Genomic DNA, 25,898 nt, shown 5'->3' with positions numbered 1-25,898 from the left:
ACCGCACGCAGCAGCGCGTTTCCGGGCGCTGCATTGATTCTGGGTAAAGTGCCGTGCTGCCAGAAGATGACGCGATGCGCCGCGTGATTGCGGCCGGTTATCGCCAGCGAGGGAAAACCAGAAGATGAAGTTGTCCGCCATCAAGGCGTTGGTCGCTGCCGTGCAGGAAGGCAGCCTGCGCGCCGCCGCGCGCAAGGTCGAGCTCTCTCAGCCGGCCCTGTCGAAGGTGATCCGGGAGCTGGAGCTGGAACTGGGCGTGGCACTGCTCGAGCGCACCACGCGCGGCGTGGCGCCCACGGCGCAGGGCCGCGCGCTGTACGAGCACTCTCTGAAGGCCTTGCGCGAATTCGACGAGGCCGTCAACGAGATCCGTCAGCTCGACGGCGACATGGTGGGCGACCTGCACATCGGCGCCGTGCCGATGGCCGTGATGCTGCTCGTGCCCGAGACGCTGCGCACCTTCAGCCAGGCCTTTCCCTCGGTGCGGGTGCGGCTGAGCGAAGAGCTCTACATCGCGCAGCTGCAGCGGCTGCGCGCCGGCGAGGTGGACCTGATGCTCGGCGGCGTGCCTGCAGATCTGCCGCGGGGCGAGTACGTGGTCGAACGGCTGGCGCGCACGACCATGGTCCCGACGGTGCGCAAGGGCAGTCCGTTGCTCGGCTGCCGGCGGCTTGCCGAGCTCCAGGATGCGAAGTGGGTCTACACCGGCGCCAATGGAGACGAGGGTTATGCGCGCCAGTGGTTCGAGGCCCACGACCTCAAGGCGCCGCGGGTGGGGGCCTTCGCCAACTCAACGCTGGCGCTGCTGTCGCTGGTGGCCAGCGGCGACTGCGTGGGCCTGATGCCGCATCAGATCGCGGCCCACGAGATGGTGCGCTCGGCCATCTCGGTCATCCCCACCGAAGAGCCCGGGCTCAACCTCGAGATCGCCGCGCTGATTCGTCGCGATGTGGCTGCGCGCCCGTTGATCCGGCACCTGGTGTCGCACCTGTACCGGGCGGCGCACCAGCTCAATCTGCAGCAGGTTTGACAGCCGGGGCCGCGTCCCAGTTCAGGGTGCCCGCGGCCTGGCCGGCCACCGAATAGAGCGCGCCGGGCGCGTTGCGCGTCTGCTGGAAGGCCTCCAGCGATTCGCCGCGCATCGCGGCATAGATGTGCAGGTTCGACACTCCCGTGGCGGCGCCCAGCTTCTCCAGCATGAAGAAGATCGCCCCATGGTGGATGAGCCCCCGCCAGTCGCGGCGCCGCACCAGGTCGCGCTCGGTGTCGCTCAGGCCGCCACGTTCGAATTCGGCCTCCTCGTCGGCCAGGAAGCGCTCGCGGAAGTCCGGCGCCACCAGCTGGTGCAGGAAGCGGTTGAGCCGCAGCCCGCGCACGCTGCGCCCGAGGGTGAAGGGATAGCTGCCTGCCAGCGCATCGGCACCATGCAGTTGGGCTTGCTGCTGCTCGGCGCGTCGCTGCGCCTCGCGCGCGGGCGGCGGTGCCGACTGGTTCTCGTAGATGGCGGTGGCGATACCGGTCATCGAGGGCAGGTAATAGCTGCGGTGCGTGCAGCGCACCTGCGCCGACAGGGCGCCGCGCATGATCAGCCACATGATGACCTCCGCGCCCTCCATGCCGCCCAGCGCCGCATATTCGGCATGCGTCATCTGGGCCAGGTGTTCCGGATCCTGCTCGATCAGGTCGAGGAAGCGCGCGTCCCAGGCGGGGTTGTTGAAGCCCGCGCGCTCGCCGTGCACCTGGTGCGACAGGCCGCCGGTGGCGACCACGGCCACCCGCAAATCCTGCGGATAGCTCTCGATGGCGCGCCGCAGGGCCTGGCCAAGGCGGAAGCAGCGACGCGCCGTGGGAATGGGGAACTGCAGCACGCCCACCTGCAGCGGCACCAGCCGCACGGCCCAGCCGTCGTCGTTGCGCGGGCACATCATGGACAGCGGCGAGAAGCAGCCGTGGTCCAGCGGCTTGTCCTGGAAGAAGGCCATGTCGAACTCGTCGGCCATGAGGCACTGCCCCAGGTGCTCGGCGAAGGCGGCGTCGCCCGCGATGGGCGGCAGCGCCCGGGCACCACCGCCTTCGTCGGCGACGGCCCATTGCGTGCCGATGCCCAGCGTGAAGGCCGAGTAGTGATCGAAGAAGAAGGAGGTGACGTGGTCGTTGTAGACGAAAAGCAGCACGTCGGGGCGGTGCGTCTCCATCCACGCACGCAGGGGCGCGAAGGCCTCGAAGATGGGCGCCCACACCGGATCGGCGCGCTTGTCGCGGTCCAGGGCGAAGCCGATCGTCGGGGTATGCGATGCGGCGATGCCGCCGATGAGCGTGGCCAATCAGGTCTCCAGGAGTGCGGTCAGCGCGGCAGTCTAGGAATGGCCGGGACGCGCCGGGAGATGGCGGGAAGGCGCACGCGATAACTGCTGCTTATCGCGGGAGTGGATTCTTCAACGGGCTCGCTCCTTCGCGTCCGCGCCGCCGCCGGCGTCGACCTCGCGGCCGCTCGCCCGCTGCGCCATCACGAAGACCGGCAGTGCCAACAGCGCGCAGCCCGCCAGCACGGCGAAGGCCAGCCCGAAGTGGCCGGCGCGGCCCACGATCCCGTTGGCCAGCCCGGCGCTGAAGGCCGCGCCCACACCCTGCATCGTCAGCACCAGGCCGAGGGCCAGGTTGTAGCGGCCCGAGCCGCGCACATAGCGCTCCACCATCAGCGGCGTGGCCACCCCCAGCGCACCGGCGGCGATGCCGTCCAGCACCTGCACCGGCAGGTTGGCCCACACGCTCGGGAAGGCCCAGGCCAGCAGCCCCCGCACCGGCAGGATCAGGATGGCCAGGTAGACGAAGGCCGACAGGTCCCAGCGCCGGGTGCGCGACACCCACAGCGCCACCGGCACCATGGTCAGTTGCGCCACCACGATGGCGACACCGGTCCACAGCAGCGGCGCCGCATCGGGCTGCGTGGCGGCCAGCCGCTGGTTGAGCAACGGCAGCATGGCCGCGTTGCCGAGGTGGAAGAGGGCGCAGGTCAGCGCGAAGAGCCACAGGGCCTTGTGGCGCAGCAGGTCACCGAAGCCTTCGGGCGCTGCCTCGACCCGTTGACCACCAGCCGGCGCCTCGATGGCATCCACGCCGCGCGCGGCGGCATGGTCGATGTCCTGCGCGCGGATCGCGGCCACGCACAGCAGCGCGCCCACCGACATGGCCAGCATGACGGCCATCATCCAGGGGGCGCCGAAGAGGTGAGCCACCACGCCCGCGCCCAGGGCCGAGACGATATTGCCCGCATGGCTCCAGGCCTCGTTGCGCCCGGTCTGGCGTCGCAGCCCTTCGCGGCGTGCGAGGCCGAGCGTGAGGCCCGCCAGTGCCGCGGCCAGCAGGGCGCCTGCGGCGCCCGCCACGGCCTGCGAGGCGACCAGCAATGCCGGCGAACGGGTGGTGAAGGCGCAGGCGCTGCCCGCCAGCACCAGCACCACCGCGGCGACCAGGAGCAGCCGCTTGGCCGCGGACCGGTCCACCCAGGCACCGGCCAGCGGCGTCATCACCACCGCCGCCAGCCCGCCTGCGGTGAGCGTCAGGCCGATCAGCGACTGCTCGACCCGCTGGCTCTGCAGATAGGTGGCGAGGAAGGGTCCCAGACCATCGCGCACATCGGCCAGGAAGAAGGCCATCCAGGCCAGGGCCGTGAGCGAGCCCGCGGCGGCGGTGGCCCGCCCCGGAGAGGCGGCCATGGGCATCGCCAGCGTGGTGGTGGTCATGGGCGCCTCTTCTGAAAGGTCAGCGCTGCGGCAGCGGCTGGCCGTTGACGGTGCGGGCGTCCATCACCCGGCCCTTGCCGCCCGCGAGCGGGCGGGCCGGGCCTTCGGCCTCGACCATGTCGCCCACCTTCAGCCCGGCGTGCACGAAGCCTTCGGGCTTCAGGTGCACGAAGTCGCCGCTGTCCAGCACCACGCCGTTGGGCGCGCCGTGCTTCGCATGGTTGATGCGCGCGACACGGCCGCGGACCGGGCCGTCGCCGTGGGCGGCATCGACCGGCTTGCCGGCGACCTGGCTCAGCCGATGGAAGTCGTAGACCACATGGTCGCCCTCGCCCTTGTCGGAGGGCAGGCGCAGGCTGCCTTCCACCGTGACCGTCTTACCCGGCTTCAGGTGCGCGAAGGCATCGGCTGCGGTCTCGTCGTGCTTGTCGAACACGAACTGCGTGGGAATGCCGTGGGTGTCGATGAGCAAGCCTTCATAGCCTCCACGCGGGCTGTAGATGAGGTGCTGGAACTGGCCTTCGACGGCATAGACATCGATCATTTCTTCGTGGTGGGGCATGGAGGCTCCGTGCAAGTGGAAAAAGAGAGAAGAGGTGGCGCGGCGCAACGCGCCGCACCGGACAAAGCTCAGACCGGCCGGCGCTGCGGGCCCGGCACCGGGCCCGGGCGGGCCGCCGGCATATCGGCGCTGCCCGACAGCACGTCCTGCAGCGCCTTTGGCGAAGCACCCAGGCGCGTGGCCTCCAGCGCCGTGCCCAGCGGGCTGCGCGTGCCCCAGCCCTGCGCATAGAGCGGCGCGCCGGGTTGCAGCAGGCCACCGATCATGCGGCCGACGTGCGGCGGAAAGCGCACGATGGTGCCGTCTTCCAGTAGCACGCCATTGACGTCACCGCGGCCGGTGGACAGCACGCGGACGATGCGTCCGCCGGCGTCCATCGCGGCCAGCGCACCCATGGCGCGCGGCGCGGGGGGCACGGCACCGGGCGCGGGTGGCTGGTCCGCCACCGTCCGACCACGAACGCTGACCTGCTGGGCCTGCAGCACCCCACCCCCGGTGGCGCGCCAGCCGCTCACGTCGATGCGCTCACCGGGCTGGGCCAGGGCCGTCAGCTCGGCGGACAGGTGGGGCGGAAAGCTCACCTGCGTGCCGTCCTGCAGCAGCAGACCGTCGGCTTCGCCGTTGGGATTGATCAGCCAGCGGGCGAGCGTGCCCGACACGCTGGCCTGGGCCTGGGCCTGGGCCTGGGCCTGGACGGCAGGCGGCAGGCCCATCGGCCCGGCCACCGGCATCGGCCGGGGCTCGGACGTGGGCGCCGCCAGGGCGCCGGGCCGTGCCTCGGGCATGGGCGCAGGCAGGGCGCCAGCGCGCGGTTCAGCCATGGGTCGCGGGGCCGCATCGGTCATCGGAAACACCGGCGCGGCGGGCGGCACCGCTTGCGGCGCCGGCTGGGCGCCCGCGATACCGGAGGCGACGACGAGGCCGGCCAGCAGGCCGGCGCGAAGGGGGAATCGGGTCAAGGTCATGGAAGGCTCCTGTTGACGGATGCCTGACCTGTTCCAAGAGACGTGCCAGCCGCGCTTGCCTTGCAGATCAAGCACTTGGCGGCGGGCAGGCGCCGTGGGTTGGCCGCGTGGCGGACAGCGGCTGTCCGGGAACAGGACAGCGGCCTGGGCGTGCCGTCACTCCAGCCCGTACTGCGCGAGCTTGGTGTAGAGCAGCTGCCGATGGATGCCCAGTTGCCGGGCCGCCATGGAGCGGTTGCCACCGGCCGCGGCCAGGGCATGCTGCAGCAGCAGCCTCTCGAGCCGCTCCACGGCGGCTGGAAGGGTGTCGTCATACCAATCGGCAGGCAGGCCTGCACCGCCTGCGTCGCCTGCACCGCCCGTGGTCTCCGCAGCGGACGTGGGCAGGTCCACCTGCGCGATCACGGCACCACGCTGCAGTGCGTGGCAGCGTTCCATGGCATTGCGCAGCTCGCGCACGTTGCCCGGCCAGTCGTACGCCAGCAGGGCGCGGGCCGCCTCCGCAGACAGCCGCTTGGCCGGGCCGGGCGCCGCCGCCAGCCGCAGGAAGTGCTCGGCCAGGGGCACGATGTCGGCCAGCCGCTCGCGCAGCGGCGGCAGGCGCACGGAGAGCACGTCGAGCCGGTAGCGCAGGTCTTCACGGAAGCGGCCATCGCGCACCGCCTGCGCCAGGTCGCGGTGGGTGGCGGCCACCACGCGCACATCCACCTTGTGCACGCGGTGGCTGCCCACGGGCGTGACCTCGCCCTCCTGCAGCACGCGCAGCAGCTTGGCCTGCACCTCCAGCGCCATGTCGCCGATCTCGTCGAGCAGCAGCACGCCCCCACTGGCCGCCTTGAAGCAGCCGGCCCGCTCGGCCACCGCGCCGGTGAAGGCGCCCTTGACGTGGCCGAAGAGCTCGCTCTCCAGCAGGTCCTTGGGGATGGCCGCGCAGTTGACGGCCACGAAGGGGCCGTCGGCCCGGTCCGAGTGGCGGTGCAGGGCGCGCGCGACCAGCTCCTTGCCGGTGCCCGTCTCACCGATCACCAGCACCGGCGCCCGGCTGCCGGCGGCCAGGCCGATGCGCTTGTGCACCTCGCGCATGGCCTCGCTCACGCCGATCAGCTCGCCGTCGTCTGCCACCGGCTTGGGCGCCGGCGCGGCCGAGGCGGGCGTGGCCGAGGCCAGCGCGCCGCGCACGGCGTCGACCACCGCGTCGCGGCTGATCGGCTTGGCCAGGTGGTCGAAGGCGCCCAGGCGCATGGCCTCGATGGTGCCGGCGCTGCCGGCATGGGCCGTGAGCACGATCACCGGCGGCCGGCGCGCCAGCCGCGCGTTCATGGCGGCCAGGGTCTGCAGGCCATTCATGCCGGGCATGCGGTGGTCCAGGAAGACCAGGTCGAAGCGGTGCGCGCCCAGCAGCGCCAGACCCTCCTCGCCACCGGGGGCGGTCTGCACGGCATGGCCCAGGCTTTCGAGCGTCTCGCGCAGCGAATCGGCGAAGTCCGCGTCGTCGTCGACGATCAGCAGGTCTGCCATGGCATCTCCAGGATGAAACGGGCGCCGGGCGCGCCGGGTTCGTGGCGCAGGTCGCCGCCATGGGCGAAGGCCACCTCGCGCGACAGCGCCAGGCCCAGGCCGGTGCCGTCGGCCCGGCCGGTGCCGAAGGGCTCGAACAGACGGCTGCGCAGGGCCTCGGGCACGCCCTCGCCGTCGTCACTGACCGTAATGGTGAGCTGGCCGCGGGCCGCATCGCCATGGGCCGCGAGGCGCACCTGACCGCCGGGGCTGCGGGCGTGGCGCACGGCGTTGTCCAGCAGGTTGTCGATGGCGCGGGCCAGGTGCATGGGGTCGAAGACGGCGCAGGCCGGTGCGCCTTCGGCCAGCACCAGCCGCACCTGCCGGGCCGCCGCGGCGGGCGTGGCGGCGGCCAGGCGCTCGTCCAGCCAGGCGGGCAGGTCGACGGGCCGCGGCTTGAGCTCCAGCGGCTGCACCAGCGCCAGCAGGCTCTGCACCACAGCATCGAGCCGGTCGATCTGGCCGACGATGGTCTGCAGCGCGCGGCCCTGCGCCGATGGGTCGCCGGCCAGCGCGTTCTCGGCCTTCAGGCGCATGGCGGCGATGGGGTTGCGGATCTCGTGCGCCACCGCCGAACTCATGCGGCCGAGTGCGGCCAGGCGCATGTCGCGGCTGCGCTGCGCCTGGGCGTCACGGGCGGCGGCGCGTGCTTCCTCGAAGCGGCCGGCGAATCCGTTGTAGCTGGCGACGATGCGGTCCAGCTCTTCGAGGCCCGTGTGCGGCAGCACCGGCATGGCGTCGGGTGCTGCCGCCGCCAGGGCCCCTTCGAGCCGCCGAAGACGCGCCTGCCCGCGGTACAGCAGCAGTCCCAGCCACAGTCCCGAGAACACGATCGCCGCCACCAATGCCGCCACGCCCGCGCGTAGCCCACCCTCGGCGGCGACGGCGCCGAGCTGGGTGCGGGTCATGGTCCAGGCTGCGGCGCCTCCCACGTTGAGCGGGCAGGCCGCGACGATCAGCAGCTCACGGCTGCCACGCACCTGCTGGGTCTGCGTGCGCCCCGTGTCGACCGCCTGGCTGGACAGCTGTTCGAGCAGCGGGCGCTCGGCCGGAGGCACATCGGTCTTGGCGCCGGCGCCTTCGTAGGTCGGGTAGGCATAGGCCAGCATGCCGCCTTCCGCGGCCCAGATGCCGCCCTCGACATAAGGGGCTTCGGTCAGCACCAGCTGCAGCAGCACCCGGCCCAGGTCCAGGCGCAGCGTCGCGCCGGGCGGCGCGGACTGGGTGTAGCGCTGGGCCAGCTGCTCGCAGGCCTGCTCGACCCGGGCCCGGCCCACCTTCATCTGCATGGCGGGGCTCAGGCGGTAGAGCCCGAGCATCACCACGCCCAGCAGCAGACAGACGGCAAGGAGCAGCGCCCAGAACACCGACAGTTGCAGGCGCAGCGATCTCATGAAGGGGCGGGGCGGGCAGGCGAAGCGAAAAGGGGCGCCAGTATGCGGGAGCCCTACGGCGGCTCCGAATGGCCCTACATCCTCCGGGTCCGTCAGACGCAGGTGAGCCGGGACGTCGTACAAACCGCCGCCCATGTTGTCCTTCCCCCTTTTCGCCGCCCGTGCGGCGGCGCCTGCCGACACCACGCCCCAGGCCGTACCCCGCGGCGCCGTCGCCCTGGTGCTGGCCGCGCTGGTGCTGCTGTGGGCGCTGCCCCCGGTGCTCGCCTACCAGTCGCCGCCGTGGGACAACGTCGAGGAGCTCTTCTGGGCCCAGCGCTTCCAGTGGGGCTACTACAAGCACCCGCCGCTGCCCACCTGGATCATGGCGGTGCTCGTGCGCCTGGCCGGCCCCGAGCCGTGGCCGACCTATGCGGCGGGCGTGGGCTGCGGGGCCGGCGCGCTGTACCTGCTGTGGCGCTGGGCGCGCGAATGCATGCCGCCGCAGCGGGCGCTGCTGGCGGTCGTGCTGGCATCGCTGGTGGCCTATCACCTGCAGCGCACGGTCATCTTCAACCACAACACCGTGCAGCTGCTGCCCCTGGCCGGCTACTGGTGGATGCTCTGGCGCACGCTGTGCCGCAGCGACGCCCGCACGCGCCACTGGATTGCCCTGGGCGTGTTCGCGGCGCTGTCGCTGCTGACCAAATACAGCGCGGTGGTGCAGTTCGCGGTGGGCGCCCTGCTGCTGATGCAGGCAGGGCGCTGGCGCGAGCCACGCATCTGGCGCGGCCTCGCCGTGGCAGGCGCGGTGGCGCTGCTGCTGATCTTGCCGCACCTGGTCTGGGCGCTCACCCACAGCGACCAGGCGCTGGGCTATGCCGCGGCATCGGTCGAGGGCCACGGCCATCGGCATCACCGCACCCTGCAGTTGCGCCAGCAACTGGGCATGCAGATCGGCCGGCTGCTGCCGATGCTGGTGGTGGTGGCGGTGGCCTTCGCGTGGCGCGCAAGGGGCGACGCCGGCCCGGCTGCGACCCCTGCGCACCGGGCCGCAGAGGTGCGGGCGGAAGACGCGCGCTTTCTGGCCTGGGCCGCCTTCGGGCCGGTGGTGCTGGTGCTGGCGGCCATCACCCTGCTGGGCACCAAGGCCCATGGCCACTGGTTCACCACCTTCTTCCTGCCACTGCCGCTGTGGCTGGCGATGCGGGTGCCGGGGCTCGACGCCGAGCACTGGCGCCCGCGCCGCTGGGCCGTGCTGCTCGCCGCGGCGGGCCTGTTCCATGCCGTGGCGGCCGTCGGGGGCGCCTGGGACGAGGGCGGCGGCGCGGCGCGGCGTGGACACATCACGCGCGGCAGCCTGCCATCGCAGCAGATCGCCGATCGGCTGCAGCAGATCTGGCATGCCCGCGTGCCCGACCGGCCGCTGCCCATGCTGGTGGGCGACACCTGGTTCGCCGGCGCCGTGGCGCTGCGGATGGGCCCGCAGGTGCAGCTGTGGATCGACGGCGAGGAACGCACCTCGCCCTGGATCGCGCCCGGTGCGCTGGAACGCGAAGGGGGCATGGTGGTGATCCTGGACACGCAGCCCTTCCAGTCCGAATGGCCCACCCTGGAAACCCGGCTCGCGCAGACGGACTGCCAGGGCCGCATCGAGCTGCCATGGGTGGAAGGCAGCTCGCGCATGGCGTCGGTCCGCTGGGGCCTGGTGCTGCCGCGCCAGCGCGCGGCGGCGGGACAACGGTGCGCAGATCCTTCCTCTTGAGAATCTGGCTTGACCAACAGACAACAGGTCAGAAGCTGACGCTCGTACTGAACCCCACCGTGTAGCGTCCCGTCCTGAAGCCCTCGGGCTTCCACAGCGGCGCCCCGATGAAAAGGTCATAGTTCACCTTCTGCCAGGCGCCTCGCACGCCCACCGCCATGCCTGCCAGGTGATTGCCCAATAGGTACTGCGTGCTCGGACCGCCCACATGGCCGTAGTCCACGCCCAGGTACAGCTCTGCCCCGCTTTGGCCCAGCGCCCAGCCCAGGTCATTGCGCACCAACCAGCCGCGCTCGGCCATGAGGCTCGATTCGCCGTCGAAGCCCCGCACGCTGAAGCGCCCACCGATGGAGAAGCGGTCCTGCGGCACAAGCAGTGTGCGGTTCCACTGCGCCCGAATCAGGCTCGTGTAGCGCAGCTTTTCATCGCCCAGCTTGAAGGGCACGTTGGCATTGATCTCGGCCGTGTAGAGCCGCATGCGCGAGGTGCCTTCGTCGAAGGCCTCTTCGGGGGCGGGCTTGGAGCCGAAGGCCCCCGTGCCGCGCCGGTAGGCCAAGGTTCCTTCCAGCGTGGCTTCGCCGATGAACTCCTTGTGGTTGACAGCCAGTTCCCAGCCACCCGTCACCCGGTGCTGAACTTCGACTTCGGCGTCGTCCACGAAATTGCGGGACTCCTTGCGCCAACCGCGAATGCTCAGCAGCGTCTTTCGGTGCTGGTCGCGCCAGACCATGCGCGAGAGCTTCACCTCGGCGTTGTTGGTCTTGCCCGCATAGACGTAATCCTGCGAGTAGCCCTGCACCGTCTGGAAATACTGGCTGTTGGACGCCGTGAAGCCGAGCGTCCACCAGCCATAGGGCAGCGAGTAATGAACCGTCTGGCCTTCGGTGCCCTGGCCATCGTCACTCAGGAAGCGCCGGCCAATGTTGTGGTTGGCGTTCACATAGAAGAGGTCGTTCAGGCCCAGCGGGTTGTCCAGGGAAGCCGTCACACCAGCCTGGTAGCGCCCTGTGGCCTCGGTGCCGCTGTCGTCCAGGCTCAGGCCCACACGCCACTTCTTGGCCTGCATGTACTTCACCACCAGATCGCTCTGCCCCGGCCCGGCACCCGGCGCAGAAGAAGGCTCGATCTGGATATCGGCTTCGGCCGTGGGCGAGCGCTTAAGGTTCTCCAGGCCCTGCTCGATGGCGCGCAGGTTCAGCAGATCTCCCGAACGCGCCGGGATTGCTGACGCCAGAAAGGCAGCAGCGCCCAGCAATGGCGCAGTGGATTCCGAAGACAGGCGAATCGCGGCGATGCGCCCGGGCACGAGGGTCACGGTGAGCACGCCATGGGTGAGATCCTGCGGGCCAGCCAGCACACGGGTTGTGGTCCAGCCGCGGGCAATGACCTCTGCTTGCGCTCGTGACAGAACTGCATTGACACCACCAGTGCCCAGGCAGCGCCCCAGGGGCGAATCGTCCCCAGAGACCCCCGACAGCACGGAGGGCGAAACGGCCCACTGGAACGAGTCGGCCTCGTCACCAGCGAGCACCACACGATCAATGCGAAAGCACGGGGACTCGGACTCTGGAATGCGTGTGACAGCAGCAGACGCGGGCGCCTTCAGCCGTTCATCGACACCTCGTTCGTTGGCCTCACGAAGTGCCCGTTCTCGCTCCTGCAGACGCTGCTGCTCATTGAACGATTGGGGACTGGTGGGTGATTGCTGCGCGAAGGCAAGCGATGAGATGGCGGCGCAGATGAGCACCACTGAATGTGACAGATGATTCATCCTATCCCTGAAAATTTATCTTTTTCTCGCGACTAATAAAATTAGTAAATAGGCCACCTTTCATATAGGAGCAAGTCATCAACTATGCAAAATTTGAATTAAAAATAATAATCCCTCAAAATAAATATGGCTAAATGAACCGAAACACAATTAACTGCAATATTCAAATGCAGCAGCTAAATTTTTGCCGAGATTTTCATCTTCTAAATTGCAGACAATGATCTTTTCAGAAATTGAAGTACCCCCGTTATTTTCATAATTTGACACAGGAGAGAACTCGACCTTCTCGCCGTCAATTTTGATGCCCACAACCTTCGCGTCTTTCGCTAAACTTTTCCAAGTCTTAGCACGAACTGAATGCAAAATAGGACGCTGGACCAGCTTCCATTCATCTTGCTCGGGGTGGGGAACACCTGCCACAGAATACCTTTGCGCACCCCTTATCGCATTGGTAAGTTCGTCCTCTTTATCCTCACATTTATAGACCGGCCCGGACAGTACCCATACTCCCGCAACCGTCTTGCAATAAGCTTGCAAGAATATGTCGCCACTTTTCTTTATCGAAAAAATTCTTTTAATAAAACAGGCAGAGGGCAAATCGCAAAAATTTTGCTCTAGATCATGGGTCATTTTCCGTGATTTTTTTATTCTCTCATTTACAGAAAAAATTCGGAAACTTTTCTTGCGTATTCTTCAAAACTGCCAGGGCAATCTATCCTAGAGGCAATGATCCGGAGGTCTCCGTTCCCTCAAGCAGCATAAGCGGCAGAGCCCGCCAGATCTGCACTTTCAGGAAGACGTAGATTCTGATCTCTGAAAAAATACAGCAATTCGGCATTTCAACAAATTCGTTTTGAATAAGGAAATTATTCTGTCGGCGGTTGGTCAGATAGTTGCCAAGCAAACAATGAGTTTCTTTTCCCGCGATCTTGCGCGCCTCGTCAGAATCAATTATTTTCATGGCATGCCATGCCTCACAAATAAATTGCTCTTTGGCGTTACACTCGCACCCATCTTTTTCGACCATTTCCCGGCCCTCGAAGAAGACATTGCTTTAATTAGCAATTTCACGTGGCAATGGCTGCTATGATGCACTCAGCCGCTTAATCAAACTTTTACACGCGGCCGGTGCAAATTCAGACGCCCATTTCTCGGTGAGCGCATAGTCTTCTGAAAGTTTTGCGATGGCATCTTCACTCCAAAGATGAAATTGGTCTCTTGACGGAAGATGGTCTGTTTCCGAACAAATTAGATAAAATATTTTAATGTCCTCGTCTGAAATCGACAGATTGGGATGTGAATTGCTCAAATTTAATATCGCGCGTGAGCCTTCGAAATATGTTTCGTTGCCATCGAGCATAGCCTGAGCTATTTCTACAATTTCCTTGCAGACTGCAGTTTTTTGGGGTGAACGAGAACTCATTTTTGTGCTCCTGGCATTATTGACGGTTGAATTGTTTTTGGTTCGACAAGTTGTCCTGTTACCGGGTTACGATATGCGTGGATTTCAAACTTTACTCCATCGGCGCCAGTGTAACTGCTGCTACTGACCTTAGACCAATCAGAGGCGCTTCCACCATATTCCGCCGCAAGTCGCGAGGCATCTCGCAACGGAACTGTTGATCCGGCGCCCGCCATTACACTGCCGCCGCCATTAGACAGTTCCGATATTTGCTGCTGGCTAGCTAAATATTTATTTAAATTTAATGCATTTACGGCGGAACTAGCTGCTTCTCCGGACTGATAGCTTCTTACGCCGCTTAGGACTGCCCCGCCCATGGATGAGGCAACATGCATCATATCTGCTGGACTCATCTGCGCCAAAATAGCGGCCGTTTCCTTACTTAGACCTTGAGCTTCGAGTTGTTGTTGAGCTCGAAGGATGGGTAAGGCGTTGGCGCGATCCCTAGCTGCTATCTCGTCAATAGTACTTTGTCGATCAAGAGTGGTTAGATAGCCCAGGCAGATTGGCTCACCTCCGCAAGCGGCCTGAGCCTGAGCCTGACTGGGACTCGATACAAACCCACTGCGTGCGTCCAAAGCTAGCTCAGTGCAAGCGCGACTCGTACTGCAGGACTCGGTTCCTTCACTTTGGCTAGCATCTAACAGCTTAAATTTTGCTACCGTGCCAACGATGCAACCACGGTCGCCGGCACATTTATTTAGCGCTGCCATCAGTAAATCGATTTGTTGATGGCTTAAATAATTGTTAGCCGCTGCATTTGCACCCGCATCCTGCGCGATAGCAATTTGAGCAGGGTCTCCTCCTGCGACAGCGATCCCCAGCGCACTAATCAAGGACGCGAATCGAATGGTATCTTCCTGGCGGCCGTAAGCCTCTGCCGCAATCTCTCCTAATGCAGCCCCCAGTGCACCCGCACCACAGCCGCCAGTGTTGTCCGCTTTCGCGGCGCCCGCCATGCAGCCCGCTATCGCATGGGCCACCTTGTTCGTAAAGCTGTCTAGCTGCGCATCTCCAATCAGGGAGGCCGATTTAGCCGCACCGGTATCAATTAGTGCATTCAGCAGTCCTGTCTTCAACTGGTCCTCGAAGCTCCCCCCGTACACCGCAGTGTTGATCACGGCCTTGACCGCGGCCGCTTTAAGGTTGGTCGAAAGCAGGTTCATTACATCCTGCAAATCTGCTCCTGTCGGCAGAGGCTGTGGCATCAGGTCCAAGCCCTGTAAGGCGCCTCCCGTTGCCATACCCATAGGAATGGGAACCGGGAAAATTGTGCCAGCGGTGTAGGGATACATCGTCCCGTAAGTTTTTGAACTGGTCGGTCCGGTGGTGCTGGAATTGTTTACCGCGCCGTTGCCAGCGTGCTGGATCTGACCATCGGCATTGATGATCGTGTTCGCGGCGACCTTGACATCGGTTCCCAGAGACGAAATGAGACCACTGGTGTTGTCCAGCGTGCCAGTCGCCTGTATGACGGTGTTGTCCAAAAGACCTGTGCTCTTTGCATGGATATCACCTGCAGCGACCAGCTTGCCGGCCCGATTGATCACGCTGCCCGCGTCGATATCGATAGTTTGCGCGGTCGTGGTGCCCGCGCTCTGGTCGAAGCTTCCAGCGACGTCGGCAATCAAGGCACCGTTGCTCCCAACCTGGCCGCCCGCACCTGAGAAGCTTTGAGCATTGATGGACAGAGTGCCGTTGCCCGAGTGCGCGATCTGCCCTGCTGCGTTTGAAATGGCACCAGCCGTCAGCGCAACATCCTGTGCATTCGAAGCGATGACGCCGCTGCTGTTGTCCAGCGTTCCGCTGGCTTGGATCAACGTGGATGCCGAGCAACTTGCCATCGGACGACAAGCCAGAGGCAATCAAGCCTGCTGACGAAAGATTGCTGGTTTGAATGCTGACATTGCCCGCAGCGCTGAGGCCTCCGCTGTTGTCAGCCGTGCCAGCCGTGGCGACCCGCATGTCGTGCTCGGAGCGCATGGTGCCGCTGTTGGAGAGGCCGCCCGCTTGCAGCGAGAGATCTCCCGAAGAGAGGATCTGGCCGGCGCTCCCGTTGGCGACTTGCCCTGATGCACGAATCGCAAGAGCGCCCGGCGTGGTCAGCTTGCCAGCGTTGTTGCTCAGGCTACCGGCGTCGATGCTGATCGCCGTGGCGCCGGCCGTACCACCGTGCTGATTGAAGGCGCCGGTGAGGCTCACGGCCAATGCGCCATTGCTGGCCACCCCGCCTCCTGCACCATTGAAGCTGCCACCACCCAAGGTCAGTGTGCCCGTGCCTGCGTGCTCGATCTTGCCCCCCACGTTAAGCAGGCTTGTGCCCGACAACTCCAAGTCCTGGCTGTTGGCGGCAATCAAACCACCGCTGTTGTCCAGGGTGCCGCTCACCGCAATCGTTGTGGCGGCCGTGCCGGTCTGCACGATCTGGCCGCCTGCGGTGTTGTTGATATTGGCAGCGGCGATCTGCAGTTGGCCCGCATTGAGGGTGCCGCCCGTGTTGACCAGCGACTGGGCCGCGTTGGCATTGGCCGTGATCGTGAGGGTGCCGGGCGTGACCACCTTTGCTGTGGTCGTATCCACGTTGCCGCTTGTGGCCGTCAGATTCACGTTGCTGGCGCCCGTGCTGCTGTGTGAGACATCGACGCTGCTGCCCTGCAATGCCAGATTCCCAGCCGCCAGGATCGTGCCATTGGCAACCAAGGCATTGGAGGCAGCGACCGTCAGATCACCACTTGCGGCCAGCGTGCCGTCCTTCTTGACGCCCGCGCCCAGGACGCTGCTGGTGCCGGCACTCACACTGCCTGCCGTGATTGCCGTGATTGCCGTGTTGCCTGCGGCCGTGATGACGCCGTCATTGCTCAAGACACCAGAGGTATTTAGCTGCAGGTTGCCTTCTGCCCGCACGCTGCCGCCCTGGGCATTGCTCAGGCTGCCCGCCTGAATCTGCAGATCGGCGCCCGAGCCGAGGCTGCCCTGACCGTTGATGATGGCACCAGTGACCTTCAAACTGGCGGTGCCACTGGCCGACCCAATGCTGCCCTTGTCGTTGCTCAGGCTGGCGGTGCTCCATGTCAAACCGTTGTTGACAGCCAGAGTACCGCTCGTGTTGTCGGTGGCACCCGCGACGGCCCCTGTCATGGCGCCCCTGGCCGATAAGGTGCCTCGTGTGTTGTCCACCTTGCCGCCCACTTGCAGGGTTGCGTCGCTGTCGCTGGTCAAGGTGCCGTCGACGTTGATGAGGTCACCAGAGGTGGCGACATTGACACGACCGGCGTGCAGAGTGCCGCCCGTGTTGTCCAGCGTGTCCAGGTCTGCTGCGAAGGTACCTGAGACATTGATCGTGCCGCCCTGGTTGCTGAACCCGGGCTGCTTCAGGCTCAGTTCAGCGACGCTCAGCGTGCCGCCGGTATTGATCAGGTTCTGGGTTTGCAGCGTGAGAGGGCCACCCGCGTAGATCTTGCCGCCATCGTTCAGGATGGCCCCGCCGGCTGTGATGGTGCCGGGTTCAGGGGGGGCAGCATTCGCGCTCGTGGATCCCCCGCTGCTGGACGAGCCGCCCGAGGAAGAACTCCCCGAGGACGTACCGGATGAACCACCTGAAGACCCACCTGAGGTGGTCCCGCCAGAGGTGCCGGAGTTGCCAGACACGGACTCGATGCCGATCTGCCCGCCATTGGTGTTGGACACCGTGGGTGCCGCGAGAGCCAGCGACGCCGAACTGGTCTGCCTGATCGTGCCACCCCGGTTGTCGATGTCGCTCACGCTCGTGAGCTGGACGCTCTGGCCTTCCAGGGTGCCCGTGTTCTCCAGCCGGCCGGCCGAGGTCACCACAAGGCTGCCGGCGCTCGCTCCGATCTTTCCGGCATTGCGCACGCCCAGCCCTGTCTCCGTTCCCACCAAGACGATGTGTCCCGCGTACATGCCGCCCAAGGCGGAGACATCCAAGGCATACACGGGGGCGGGGCCGTTGGCAGCCGCGGCACTGATCTGGCTATGGTCGGCGCTGATCTGGTTCGTGCCAGTGACAACCTTCAGATCGTTGGCATAAATGGCCGCATTGACCTGCAAAGCCCGGCTGAGGATGGCCGCGTAGTCCGTGGTGCTCAGGTCCAGCCCCTTGCCGTCCACGGTCACGGTGCCGCCATTGACCACATAGCCGTCCAGCGAGCCGCTGAATCCGTACTGCGGGGTACCGGTGGTCAGCGTGACGCGCGAGGCATTGATGAAGCCGCCACCATTGACGCTGATGCCGCTGGGGTTGGCAATGATGACTTCGGCGCGCTGGCCCGCGACTTCGACATAGCCGTTGAGGTAGCTCGGATTGCTGCTGGCAACCTGGTTGACGATGATGCGCGCCGGTCCTGTCGCAAGCCAGGCATTGCCTTGGACATAGCCGCCGAGCTGCGTCTGTGTCGTCGTCCTGCTGTTGTTGAGGATGGCACCGGCCGACCCGACATCAAACTGCCGGTAGCCATTGACGCTGACGCCCCCGGCGGACGGCGTGGTGATGTTGACCAGCGGCACCCCATTGGGCGCCATCAGCACCTGAGGTCGCTGGGTCGCAGGCGCCAGCGGGTTCGCAACGATCTGCGCTTGGGCTGAAGGTGTCCAGCCGATCAAGGCCAGCGCAGCGACCAGACCAGAGATCACCCAGGGACCGTGCGGCGCAACACCTCCGACCGTCGCACCTGTGCGGCCCTTTCCAACGCTGGTAGCAGTTTCCTGAACAACCATGCGCTGGCCGCGCACGGCATTGAAGATGATGCGGTGGAGATTCTTGTTCATGTGCGTCCGCGCACCGGAACAGGAGTAGATCCTGCCGGCACGGCTCCCTGAAAAATCGACCGCGCGATTCTGTGGAGAGCGGGGCGGATCGCCTTGGCCTTAGTTCACGAAGATGGCAACCAGCACCATTGGCCGACACCGAGTGCGGCGCGCGCGCATCAGTTCTTTAAGAACGTGAAGCGTTCCGAGAACTGCACCTTGTGCCCATCCGATTCAGCAGCTGTGTCCGGGGCGGCTCGTGAAGCCATCGCTCCAGTGCAGAGTTCACCGCCTCCGGCTGCTCCATCGTGCTCATGTGACCACAGTCCTCGACGGCCACCAGCCGTGCCCACGGGATGTGCCGCCGCATCTCCTCATGCCGCGACAGCGGGCTCCAGCCGTCCTCGCGGCCGCACAGCAGCAGGGTCGGCACCGTGATGCCGGGCAGCAGGTCGGTGGCCTCGGGCCGGTGGAGCAGGGCTTGGATCTGCGCCTCGAACTGCGCGGGGGTGAAGCGCTCGATCATGTCCAGGATCTGCCCGAAGACGGGCGACTCCCAGCGCGCCGGATGAACCATGCCGCGGGCCCACTGGCGGCCCATGGCGCGCATGCCCTCCGTGCGGGCCAGGGTCAGCAGGGCCATGCGCTGGGCCGCCTCCGCCTCGCCGGTCGCGCCGATCGGGCGGGCCTGGTAGCCCGTGTCCAGCAGTGCGAGACGCTCGACGCGCTCGGGCGCCTGGCGCCAGATTTCCAGCGCGCAGCGGCCGCCCATGCTGTGGCCGGCCACGCTCAAGGGGGCGCCGGGCGGCAGCAGCGCCAGCGCCTGCCGCGCCATGCCCTCGATGGTGTCGGCCATGCCATGCCGCGCCACTATGCAGTCGGCCACCGGTGCCAGGGCCTGCACCTGAGCCTGCCACACGGCCTCGTCGCACAGCAGGCCGGGAATCAGCAGCAGCGCCGGCCGGGCCGATGGCTGCACGGGGTCGACGGCCTCAGTCAAGCTTGGCTCCGGACTTGAGGACGATGCCCGCCCACAGCGCCTTCTCCGCCACCACGAAGCGGCCGAAGTCCTCGGGCGCACTGGCCACCACCTCGGCGCCGGTCGAGCGGATCTGCGCCTCGACCTCCGGCGTGTGCAGGGCCCGGGCCGTGGCGGCCTGCAGCTGCTGAACCATGGGGGCCGGCGTGCCGCGCGGCGCCCACAGCCCATACCAGTTGGTCAGCACATAGCCCGACAGGCCGGACTCGACCATGGTGGGCAGGTCGGGCAGCAGCGCCATGCGCGCCTGCGAGGTCACGGCAAGCGCCCGCAGCCGGCCCGCGCGCACCTGCTGCATCGACGAGGAGGCCGAGTCGAACATCACCTGGATCTGCCCGCCGATGAGGTCGGTCTGGGCGGGCGCGGCGCCCCGGTAGGGCACGTGCACCATGTCCACGCCCGCGAGCTGCTTGAGCAGTTCGCCCGCCAGGTGGGCGGCGCCCGCGTTGCCCGAAGAGCCGAAGGAGAGCGCGGCCGGATGCGCCTTGGCATAGGCGATGAGGCCCCGCACATCGCGCACCGACAGCTGCGGATTCACCAGCAGTAGCATCGGCACGCGGGTGAGCTGCGTGATGGGCGCGAAGTCCTCGATCACGTCGAAGCCGACATGCTTGAACAGCGCGGGGTACGTGACGTGCACCGAGGCGTTGACGAGCAGCGTCTCGCCATCGGGCCGCGCCTGGGCCACAGCCTGGGCACCGAGCATGCCGCCGCCGCCCGGGCGGTTGTCGACCAGGAAGGGCGTGCCGAGCGCCTGCTGCAGCCCCGGCGCCGTGATCCGCGCGATCTGGTCGGCCGGCCCGCCGGGCGGATGCGGCACGATGACGCGCACCGGCCCTTTCGATGCGGACTGCGCCCGCGCGGCCCGCGGCAGCCAGGGCAGGGCGCCGGCGGCCAGCGCCGCAGCCAGGGCCCGCCGCCGGCCGGGTCGGGCGAGCGGTGGTACCCGCTCGGTGTTCCTTGAAATCATGTCGTCTCCTGTCGATGCGGGCTGATGCCCGAGCCTCGCAGGATGCCGCCAAGCGCAGCGCCCAACCATGCGCGTGCGCCCCATTCCATGCGTTCTGCCTGTCACCCCCGCGGAGCCGCCGCAGCGGCCAGTGCTTCCTGGAAGGCCGCGAGGGCGGGCGTGGGCGCGAAGCCGCTACGCACGGTGAAGCCGATGGCCCGCGGCGGATGCGGCAGCGCGACCCGGAGCGTCGCGAGCAGCCCGGCCTGAAGCTCGCCATGCCACTGGCTGGGTGGTGCGACCGCCAGCCGGTCGCTCTGCTGCAGCAGCGTGGCGATCAGCGCCGGGCTGTTGATGTGCACGCCGGCCGGGGCGGGCAGGTCGTGGGCATCGAAGGCGCGGGCCAGCGCCTCCCAGGCGGGCGAGCCCGCCATCGGCAGCACCCATTGGGCACGCCCCAGGTCGGCCAGGCGCAACCGGCGACGCGTCAGCAGCGGGTGGCCGGCGCGAACCAGGAACGCCAGCGGGTCGTGGAAGAGGTGCACCTGCCGCAGATCGGCCGGCACCTGGGGCCGCAGGGCACCCACCATGATGTCGATCTGCGCCTGCTGGAGGCTGCCGCGCAGGATGTCGTAGGTGCCGTCCACCACCGACAGCTGCAACGCGGGCCAGCGTGCACTGACATGCTGCAGCGCTGCCGAGACCACGGCGCCGGTCGAGTAGGGCAGGGTGCCGATGGCCAGGCGACCGTGCAGCCGTCCGCGGACGGCGGCGGCGTCTTCTGCCAGCGCCTGCATCTCGCGCAGCGCCAGGGCCGCATGGTGGGCCACCCAGGCGCCGCGGCTGGTCGGTCGAAGGCCACCGGCCAGGCGGTCGAACAGCGGCTCGCCCGCCAGGTGCTCCACCTGCGCCAGCGCCTGCTGCACCGACGCCTGGGTCATGCCCAGCCGCGCCGCCGCGCGCCGCTGGCTGCCAGCCGTGGCCAGCATCACCACCACATCCAGCTGGCGCTCGCCCACCTGGGCCGCCAGGCGGCCGCCGCCGATGGGCGTCCGCCAGGGCCCGGCATCCGCACGGGCGAGGTGGGCCAGGGTCTCGCGCACGCGGGCGAGGAACGGCGTGCCCTGCGCCGTCGGCCGCATGCCCTGGCGGCTGCGCTCGAAGAGCTGCACGCCCAGGTTGTCTTCCATCTGGGCGATGGCACGCGCCACGGTGGGCTGCGACAGCCGCAGCGCCCCGGCCGCCGCGGTCGTGCTGCCGTGCGTGGTCACCGCCAAGGCCGCGCGGACGGAACGCAGCGTCGGCAGGGCCGTCTCCGCCTGGGCCATGGCGGCGTCGGTCACCCCGTCTCAGCCGGCCGCCACCATCGGCAGCCGCAGGTCGAAGCGCGCCCCGCCCTCCGGCGAATTGCCCGCCTCCAGCCGCGCGCCGTGCGCATGCATCACGGCCTGCGCCAGCGACAGGCCCAGGCCCAGGCCGGCCGCCGCCTCGCGGGCGCGGGCGCCGCGGTAGAAGCGTTCGAACAGGTGCGGCAGGTCGCTGGGCTCGATGCCGGGGCCGTCGTCCGTCACCCGCACGATGGCCTCGCGGGCCGCCGCATCGGCCAGCAGGCGCACGTTCACGGCGCCGCCCTGCGGCGAATACTTGATGGCGTTGTCGATCAGGTTGGTCAGTGCCAGTTGCACCGGCACGCGGGCCGACACGGCCTGCACGTCGGCACCTTCGCTCACCGTCAGCGCCACCTGGCGTTGACGTGCGACGGGGGCCATTCGCCGCATGGTCTCGCGCACCAGGTCGGCCAGCGACAGGGGCTCCATCTCGCCGCGCTCCTGGCCCGCGTCCAGGCGGGCCAGCACCAGCAGCTCTTCCACCAGCAGGGTGAGCGACTCGACCTCGTCCAGCGCGGAATGCAGCGTCTCCACATAGCTGGCCGCGTCGCGCGGACGGCGCAGCGCGATCTCCAGTTCGGCCCGCAGCCGCGACAGCGGCGAGCGCAGCTCGTGCGAGGCATCGGCGGTGAAGTTGCGCTGAGCCTCGATGCCGCGTTCCAGGCGGTCGAGCATCTCGTTGAGGGTGTCCACCAGCCGCCCGATCTCGTCCGGCACGCCCGGGTGGGGCAGCCGGCTGGCCAGGTTGCGCTGGCCGATGCGGCGGGCCTGCTCCACGATGTCGTCGATGGCATTGAAGACGCGGCGCGTGAGCAGTTCGCCCGCGATGCCCAGGGCCAGGATCAGCACCACGGTCAGCAGCAGCATCATGACGCCGGCGCTGGCCACCGCATGGTTCAGGTCCTGCAGCGACGCGGCCACCTGCACCGCCATCAGGTCGGGCCGGTTGGGCACCGGCACCGACACCACGCGGGTCGGTTCGCCGGCGAAGCGATCCAGCTCTTCGTAGACCGGGCCATCCGCCGCCAGTTGCGCGCGCAGCCCCGCGGGGACGGGCAGCGTGGCCGACCCCAGGTTGGCGCTGCGCGCCACGACGTTGCCGTCCTTGTCGACCACCTGCACCAGCCGGTCCACCCGCGCGTACGAAGGGCCCCGGTTGCGGGCCGCCTCGTGCACGATGGCCGGCGTGCCGGGCTCGGCCACGGCCAGCATGCCGGACTCGAGCTCGGCCAGGGCCAGGATGGCGTCGTCCAGGTCACCGCGCAGGTCGGTGGAGAAGGCCCAGATGCCCACGGCCGCCACCACCGCCATCACCAGCGAGACGACGGCGAAGTGCACCATGGCCAGGCGCCGACGGAAGCTCAGCATGCTCATGCGGCGGCCCCCACGTCGAGCCGGAAGCCGCGTCCGCGCACGGTGACGATGGAGGGGTCGGCAATGCCCTCCAGCTTGCGTCGCAGGTTGCCCATGTGCACGTCGATGAGGTTGTCGATGGCGAGCAGGTCGTCCTTCCAGATCTGCTCGGCGATGCGTGCGCGGCTGACCACCTCGCCCGGATGGCGCATCAGGATGTGCAGCAGCGCGAATTCCTTCTGCGTGAGGTCGATGGGCTGCCCATGGCCGGTGAGCGCGTGGCTGAGCGGATCGAGCCGCAGCGCACCGACCACCAGCACCGAAGGCCGCGCCAGGTCCGAGCGTCGCAGCAGGGCCCGCGCGCGGGCCAGCAGCTCGTCGAAGGCGAAAGGCTTGGTGAGGTAGTCGTCGGCGCCCAGGTTGAGGCCCTCCACGCGGTCGACCAGCGCATCGCGGGCCGTGAGCATGAGCACCGGCGTGGCCACGCCGCGCTCGCGCAGGTCGCGGCACCAGCTCAGGCCGTCCTGGCCGGGCAGCATGCGGTCGAGCACGATCAGGCCGTAGGCGGTGACGAAGGCTTCCTCGTCCGCCTCTTCGGCCGAATGGACCACGTCGACCACGAAGCCCTCTTCCTGGAGGCCGCGTGCCAAGACGCGGGCGGCCTTGCGGTCGTCTTCAACCAGGAGGATGCGCATCGGGAGCGGGCAGGGGTGGACACATGGGGCAGGCAGTATGCCTTTGCAGGCCCGGTTTACGCCTGAAGAACTCTTCAGGATTTCTTGGGACTTTCTTCAGGCACGGCTGCGTAATCTGCGACCCCGATGACCGCCTCCCTCCTGTCTGCCGCCGCCCCCGCATCGCCCGGCGCCGTCCTGCTGCTGCCCGGGCTGTGCAGCACCCCGGACGAACTGCTGCACCTGCAATCCGCCCTGCGCCGCAGCGGCTGGCACGTCAGCGCGCCGCACATCGCCGGCTATTCCTTCGATGCCGACCGCGACAGCCAGCGCGCCAGCGGGTTCGCGCAGTGGGTGGACCGCGTCTGCGCCGAATTCGAGCGGCTGAAGGCGCAGCACGGCACGGTGCTGCTGGCGGGCATCTCGGCGGGCGCGGCACTCGCGCTGGCCGCCGTGGCCCGCCTGGGCAAGGCCGTGGCCGGCGTGGTGCTGATGTCCACCACGCTGCGCATGGATGGCTGGAGCGTGCGGCGCAGTCGCTGGCTGCTGCCCCTGGCCCTGTACACGCCCATCGGCCTGCTGTGGCGCTACCGCGAGCGCGCGCCCTATGGCGTGAAGAACCAGCGCGTGCGCGAATGGATCGAGCAGGAACTCAAGGACCGCCGCATCTCCCGCGCCGGCTGCGCCGCCATCGGCGTGGGCCACCTGCGCGAGTACGACCGCCTGCGCCGTGCCGTGCGCCGCAGCCTCGACCGCGTGCAATGCCCCGTCCTCGCGCTGCATGCCCGCGAGGACGAGGTGGCCAGCCTCTCGAACATCGACCTGCTGGCCAACGGCATCAAGCATGCGCCCCTGCACACCGTCGTGCTCGAGAACAGCTACCACATGATCTCGATCGACAACGACCGCCGCCAGGTGGCGGAAGAAACGATCGAGTTCGCCCGCACCGTGGCCCAGGGCCGCGCCCCCTCCACCCCGACCGAAAGCTGAACCATGCCGTCGACCACCTTCCAGACCATCGCCCGCATCGCCGAGGAAGAGCACCGCTGCGACCCGGCCCTGCTGCGCCCGGACGTCGCCCTGGCCGATCTCGGCCTCGACTCGCTGGCCCTGATGGAATTCATCTTCTCGGTCGAGGACGCGCTCAAGCTGCGGCTGCCCGAGGACCGGCTGGACCCCCGCGAAGCCGGCATCACGCTGGGCGACCTGTGCGACGCCATCGACGCCCACATGGCGCAGCTGGCCGGCAGCGCCGGCATGCCGGCGCACGCCTGAACACGGGCCCGAGAGGACATTCCATGAGCGTTCCCGTCGCCATCACCGGGCTGGGCATCGTCAGCCCCCTGGGCATCGGCCTGCCTGCGCTGGACGACGCGCTGCGCGCCAACCGCTGCGCCATCGCACCGCGCGAGGTGGTGATCGACGGCGTGGAGCGCTTCACGCTGGGCATGGCCGCCTGCGAGGGCTTCGACGACCGGCGCCTGCGCGCGCCCTCGGGCGTCACGCTGGACCGCGGCACCGCCATGGCGCTGGCCGCCGCCTTCGAGGCCGCCGAGCAGGCCGGCCTGGGCAGCAGCGCCGCGCAGCAGCCTGCGCCCGAGCGCCTGGGCGTCTTCTGGGGCAGCGGCATGGCCGGCGCCAGCAGCTTCGACCAGTCGACCGAACAGCTCTATGCGCGCAAGCGCCGCCTGCGGCCCACCTCGGTGCTGACCACCATGCCCAATGCCGCGCCGGCCGAACTGGCGCTGGCCTTCGGCGCGCGCGCGACCTCCATCGGCTATGCCTGCGCCTGCGCCTCGTCGGCGGTGGCCATCGGCGAAGCGCTGCGTGCCGTGCGCGGCGGCTGGGTCGACGTGGCCGTCGCCGGCGGCCACGAAGCGCTGCTGACGCCCGCGGTCATCGCCAGCTGGAATGCCATGCGCGTGCTGGCGCCGCTGGACGCCGACGCCGCCCACACCTGCCGCCCCTTCGCGGCCGACCGTGCGGGCTTCGCCATGGGCGAGGGCGCGGGGGCGGTGGTCATCGAATCCCTGGCCTCGGCGGAACGCCGGGGCGTGGCGGCACGCGCACTGCTGGCCGGCTACGGCAGCAGTTGCGACGCGGTTCACATCAGCACTCCGCAGAGCGAAGGACAGATCCGTGCCGTGCGCGCCGCCCTGGCCGATGCCGGCCTGGCCGCCAGCGACATCGGCCATGTGAACGCGCACGGCACCGGCACGGTGGCCGGCGACGCGGCCGAGGCCGCCACGCTGGCCGAGGTCTTCGGCCAGCGTGGCGTGCCCGTGAGCGCCACCAAGACGCTGCACGGCCACATCATGGGCGGCGGCGGCGCGATCGAACTGCTGTGCGCCTTGCGCGCCATGGACCTGGGCCGGTTGCCCGCCAGCGCCACCGCGCCCGATGCGGCCTTCGGCGTGGACCTGGTGCACGGACTGGCCCCGCGCGCGGCGAGCGGCATCCGGCACGTGATGTCGAACGCCTTTGCCTTCGGCGGGACCAATGCGGTGCTGATCGCGAGCCGGGTGGGCTGAGG

At 68.0% G+C, this 25,898-nt stretch carries 21 protein-coding genes and 2 pseudogenes; 5 read left to right on the top strand and 18 right to left on the bottom strand.

From position 1 onward, the window contains the following. Window positions 1-124 precede the first annotated feature (124 nt). The gene (locus BXA03_RS09490; protein ID WP_076506554.1) at window positions 125-1,030 is read left to right on the top strand and encodes a LysR family transcriptional regulator; all 906 of its coding nucleotides are present in this window, start codon (window positions 125-127) and stop codon (window positions 1,028-1,030) included. Here the strand turns inward: BXA03_RS09490 and BXA03_RS09485 are convergent. The 6 genes from BXA03_RS09485 to BXA03_RS09460 all read right to left on the bottom strand — a co-directional run bounded on the left by BXA03_RS09485 (window position 1,011) and on the right by BXA03_RS09460 (window position 8,221). Continuing rightward, complete coding sequence (locus BXA03_RS09485) at window positions 1,011-2,324, bottom strand: gallate dioxygenase (RefSeq protein ID WP_076506551.1); 1,314 nt, start codon at window positions 2,322-2,324, stop codon at window positions 1,011-1,013. The two genes, BXA03_RS09490 and BXA03_RS09485, sit on opposite strands and share 20 nt — an antisense overlap. A 111-nt stretch (window positions 2,325-2,435) precedes the next feature. Then, window positions 2,436-3,743, bottom strand: coding sequence for an MFS transporter (locus BXA03_RS09480; protein ID WP_234983638.1), 1,308 nt, complete (start codon window positions 3,741-3,743; stop codon window positions 2,436-2,438). 19 nt (window positions 3,744-3,762) lie between these two features. Beyond that, window positions 3,763-4,305: a hypothetical protein gene (locus BXA03_RS09475; protein ID WP_076506548.1), complete on the bottom strand. Its 543-nt coding sequence runs from the start codon at window positions 4,303-4,305 to the stop codon at window positions 3,763-3,765. Window positions 4,306-4,373: 68 nt separating this feature from the next. After that, the gene (locus BXA03_RS09470; protein ID WP_083715986.1) at window positions 4,374-5,270 is read right to left on the bottom strand and encodes a hypothetical protein; all 897 of its coding nucleotides are present in this window, start codon (window positions 5,268-5,270) and stop codon (window positions 4,374-4,376) included. 156 nt (window positions 5,271-5,426) lie between these two features. Then, window positions 5,427-6,788 (bottom strand): sigma-54-dependent transcriptional regulator, encoded by a 1,362-nt coding sequence (locus BXA03_RS09465; RefSeq protein WP_076506545.1) that lies wholly within the window; start codon window positions 6,786-6,788, stop codon window positions 5,427-5,429. Continuing rightward, on the bottom strand, window positions 6,773-8,221 hold the full coding sequence (locus BXA03_RS09460; protein ID WP_076506542.1) for a sensor histidine kinase: 1,449 nt from the start codon (window positions 8,219-8,221) through the stop codon (window positions 6,773-6,775). The genes BXA03_RS09465 and BXA03_RS09460 overlap by 16 nt, the downstream gene beginning before the upstream one ends. Window positions 8,222-8,354: 133 nt before the next feature. Between BXA03_RS09460 and BXA03_RS09455 the strand changes: the two genes are divergently transcribed. After that, window positions 8,355-9,965, top strand: a complete 1,611-nt coding sequence (locus tag BXA03_RS09455) for a glycosyltransferase family 39 protein (RefSeq protein WP_083715985.1) — start codon at window positions 8,355-8,357, stop codon at window positions 9,963-9,965. Between the two features lie 28 nt (window positions 9,966-9,993). On the opposite strand, the gene BXA03_RS09450 is transcribed toward BXA03_RS09455, so the two are convergent. The 12 genes and pseudogenes from BXA03_RS09450 to BXA03_RS09405 all read right to left on the bottom strand — a co-directional run bounded on the left by BXA03_RS09450 (window position 9,994) and on the right by BXA03_RS09405 (window position 23,386). Further along, a complete protein-coding gene (locus tag BXA03_RS09450; protein WP_076506539.1) occupies window positions 9,994-11,736 on the bottom strand; it encodes a ShlB/FhaC/HecB family hemolysin secretion/activation protein in 1,743 nt (580 codons plus the stop codon). Between the two features lie 150 nt (window positions 11,737-11,886). After that, window positions 11,887-12,366, bottom strand: coding sequence for a hypothetical protein (locus tag BXA03_RS26550; RefSeq protein WP_143476257.1), 480 nt, complete (start codon window positions 12,364-12,366; stop codon window positions 11,887-11,889). Window positions 12,367-12,448: 82 nt separating this feature from the next. Then, window positions 12,449-12,763: a hypothetical protein gene (locus BXA03_RS26545; protein WP_143476256.1), complete on the bottom strand. Its 315-nt coding sequence runs from the start codon at window positions 12,761-12,763 to the stop codon at window positions 12,449-12,451. A 57-nt stretch (window positions 12,764-12,820) separates the two neighbouring features. Further along, window positions 12,821-13,159 (bottom strand): DUF2489 domain-containing protein, encoded by a 339-nt coding sequence (locus BXA03_RS26540; RefSeq protein WP_076506536.1) that lies wholly within the window; start codon window positions 13,157-13,159, stop codon window positions 12,821-12,823. Beyond that, on the bottom strand, window positions 13,156-14,829 hold the full coding sequence (locus BXA03_RS27165) for a DUF637 domain-containing protein (RefSeq protein ID WP_234983637.1): 1,674 nt from the start codon (window positions 14,827-14,829) through the stop codon (window positions 13,156-13,158). Before BXA03_RS27165 ends, BXA03_RS26540 begins: the two co-directional genes overlap by 4 nt. A gap of 129 nt (window positions 14,830-14,958) precedes the next feature. Then, window positions 14,959-15,042 (bottom strand): annotated as a pseudogene (locus BXA03_RS27535) (hypothetical protein); the annotation flags it as partial. Between the two features lie 94 nt (window positions 15,043-15,136). Further along, window positions 15,137-17,983: pseudogene (locus BXA03_RS09430) on the bottom strand (filamentous hemagglutinin N-terminal domain-containing protein); the annotation flags it as partial. A 166-nt stretch (window positions 17,984-18,149) separates the two neighbouring features. Continuing rightward, window positions 18,150-18,962 carry an alpha/beta fold hydrolase gene (locus BXA03_RS09425; protein WP_076506530.1) on the bottom strand — a complete coding sequence of 271 codons (813 nt, stop codon included), beginning with the start codon at window positions 18,960-18,962 and terminating at the stop codon, window positions 18,150-18,152. Continuing rightward, a complete protein-coding gene (locus tag BXA03_RS09420; RefSeq protein ID WP_076506527.1) occupies window positions 18,955-19,971 on the bottom strand; it encodes a Bug family tripartite tricarboxylate transporter substrate binding protein in 1,017 nt (338 codons plus the stop codon). The genes BXA03_RS09425 and BXA03_RS09420 overlap by 8 nt, the downstream gene beginning before the upstream one ends. Window positions 19,972-20,072: 101 nt before the next feature. Continuing rightward, window positions 20,073-21,293, bottom strand: coding sequence for a LysR family transcriptional regulator (locus tag BXA03_RS09415; RefSeq protein WP_076506525.1), 1,221 nt, complete (start codon window positions 21,291-21,293; stop codon window positions 20,073-20,075). 6 nt (window positions 21,294-21,299) lie between these two features. Continuing rightward, window positions 21,300-22,712 carry an ATP-binding protein gene (locus BXA03_RS09410; RefSeq protein ID WP_367270032.1) on the bottom strand — a complete coding sequence of 471 codons (1,413 nt, stop codon included), beginning with the start codon at window positions 22,710-22,712 and terminating at the stop codon, window positions 21,300-21,302. After that, window positions 22,709-23,386: a response regulator transcription factor gene (locus tag BXA03_RS09405; RefSeq protein WP_076506519.1), complete on the bottom strand. Its 678-nt coding sequence runs from the start codon at window positions 23,384-23,386 to the stop codon at window positions 22,709-22,711. The genes BXA03_RS09410 and BXA03_RS09405 overlap by 4 nt, the downstream gene beginning before the upstream one ends. A 126-nt stretch (window positions 23,387-23,512) precedes the next feature. On the opposite strand from BXA03_RS09405, the gene BXA03_RS09400 reads away from it, so the two are divergent. From BXA03_RS09400 to BXA03_RS09390, 3 genes are read left to right on the top strand one after another with little or no spacing between them, the layout of a single operon-like run. Then, window positions 23,513-24,355 (top strand): alpha/beta hydrolase, encoded by an 843-nt coding sequence (locus BXA03_RS09400; RefSeq protein ID WP_076506516.1) that lies wholly within the window; start codon window positions 23,513-23,515, stop codon window positions 24,353-24,355. Between the two features lie 3 nt (window positions 24,356-24,358). Then, on the top strand, window positions 24,359-24,640 hold the full coding sequence (locus tag BXA03_RS09395; protein ID WP_076506513.1) for an acyl carrier protein: 282 nt from the start codon (window positions 24,359-24,361) through the stop codon (window positions 24,638-24,640). Window positions 24,641-24,663: 23 nt separating this feature from the next. Next, complete coding sequence (locus tag BXA03_RS09390) at window positions 24,664-25,896, top strand: beta-ketoacyl-[acyl-carrier-protein] synthase family protein (RefSeq protein WP_076506510.1); 1,233 nt, start codon at window positions 24,664-24,666, stop codon at window positions 25,894-25,896. Window positions 25,897-25,898: the final 2 nt, after the last annotated feature.

Source organism: Pseudacidovorax sp. RU35E (genome assembly GCF_900156165.1).
Classification (GTDB): Bacteria; Pseudomonadota; Gammaproteobacteria; order Burkholderiales; family Burkholderiaceae_C; genus Xenophilus.
The sequence above is the reverse complement of the archived record's forward strand: the minus strand, read 5'-3'. Positions and strand labels throughout refer to the sequence as shown.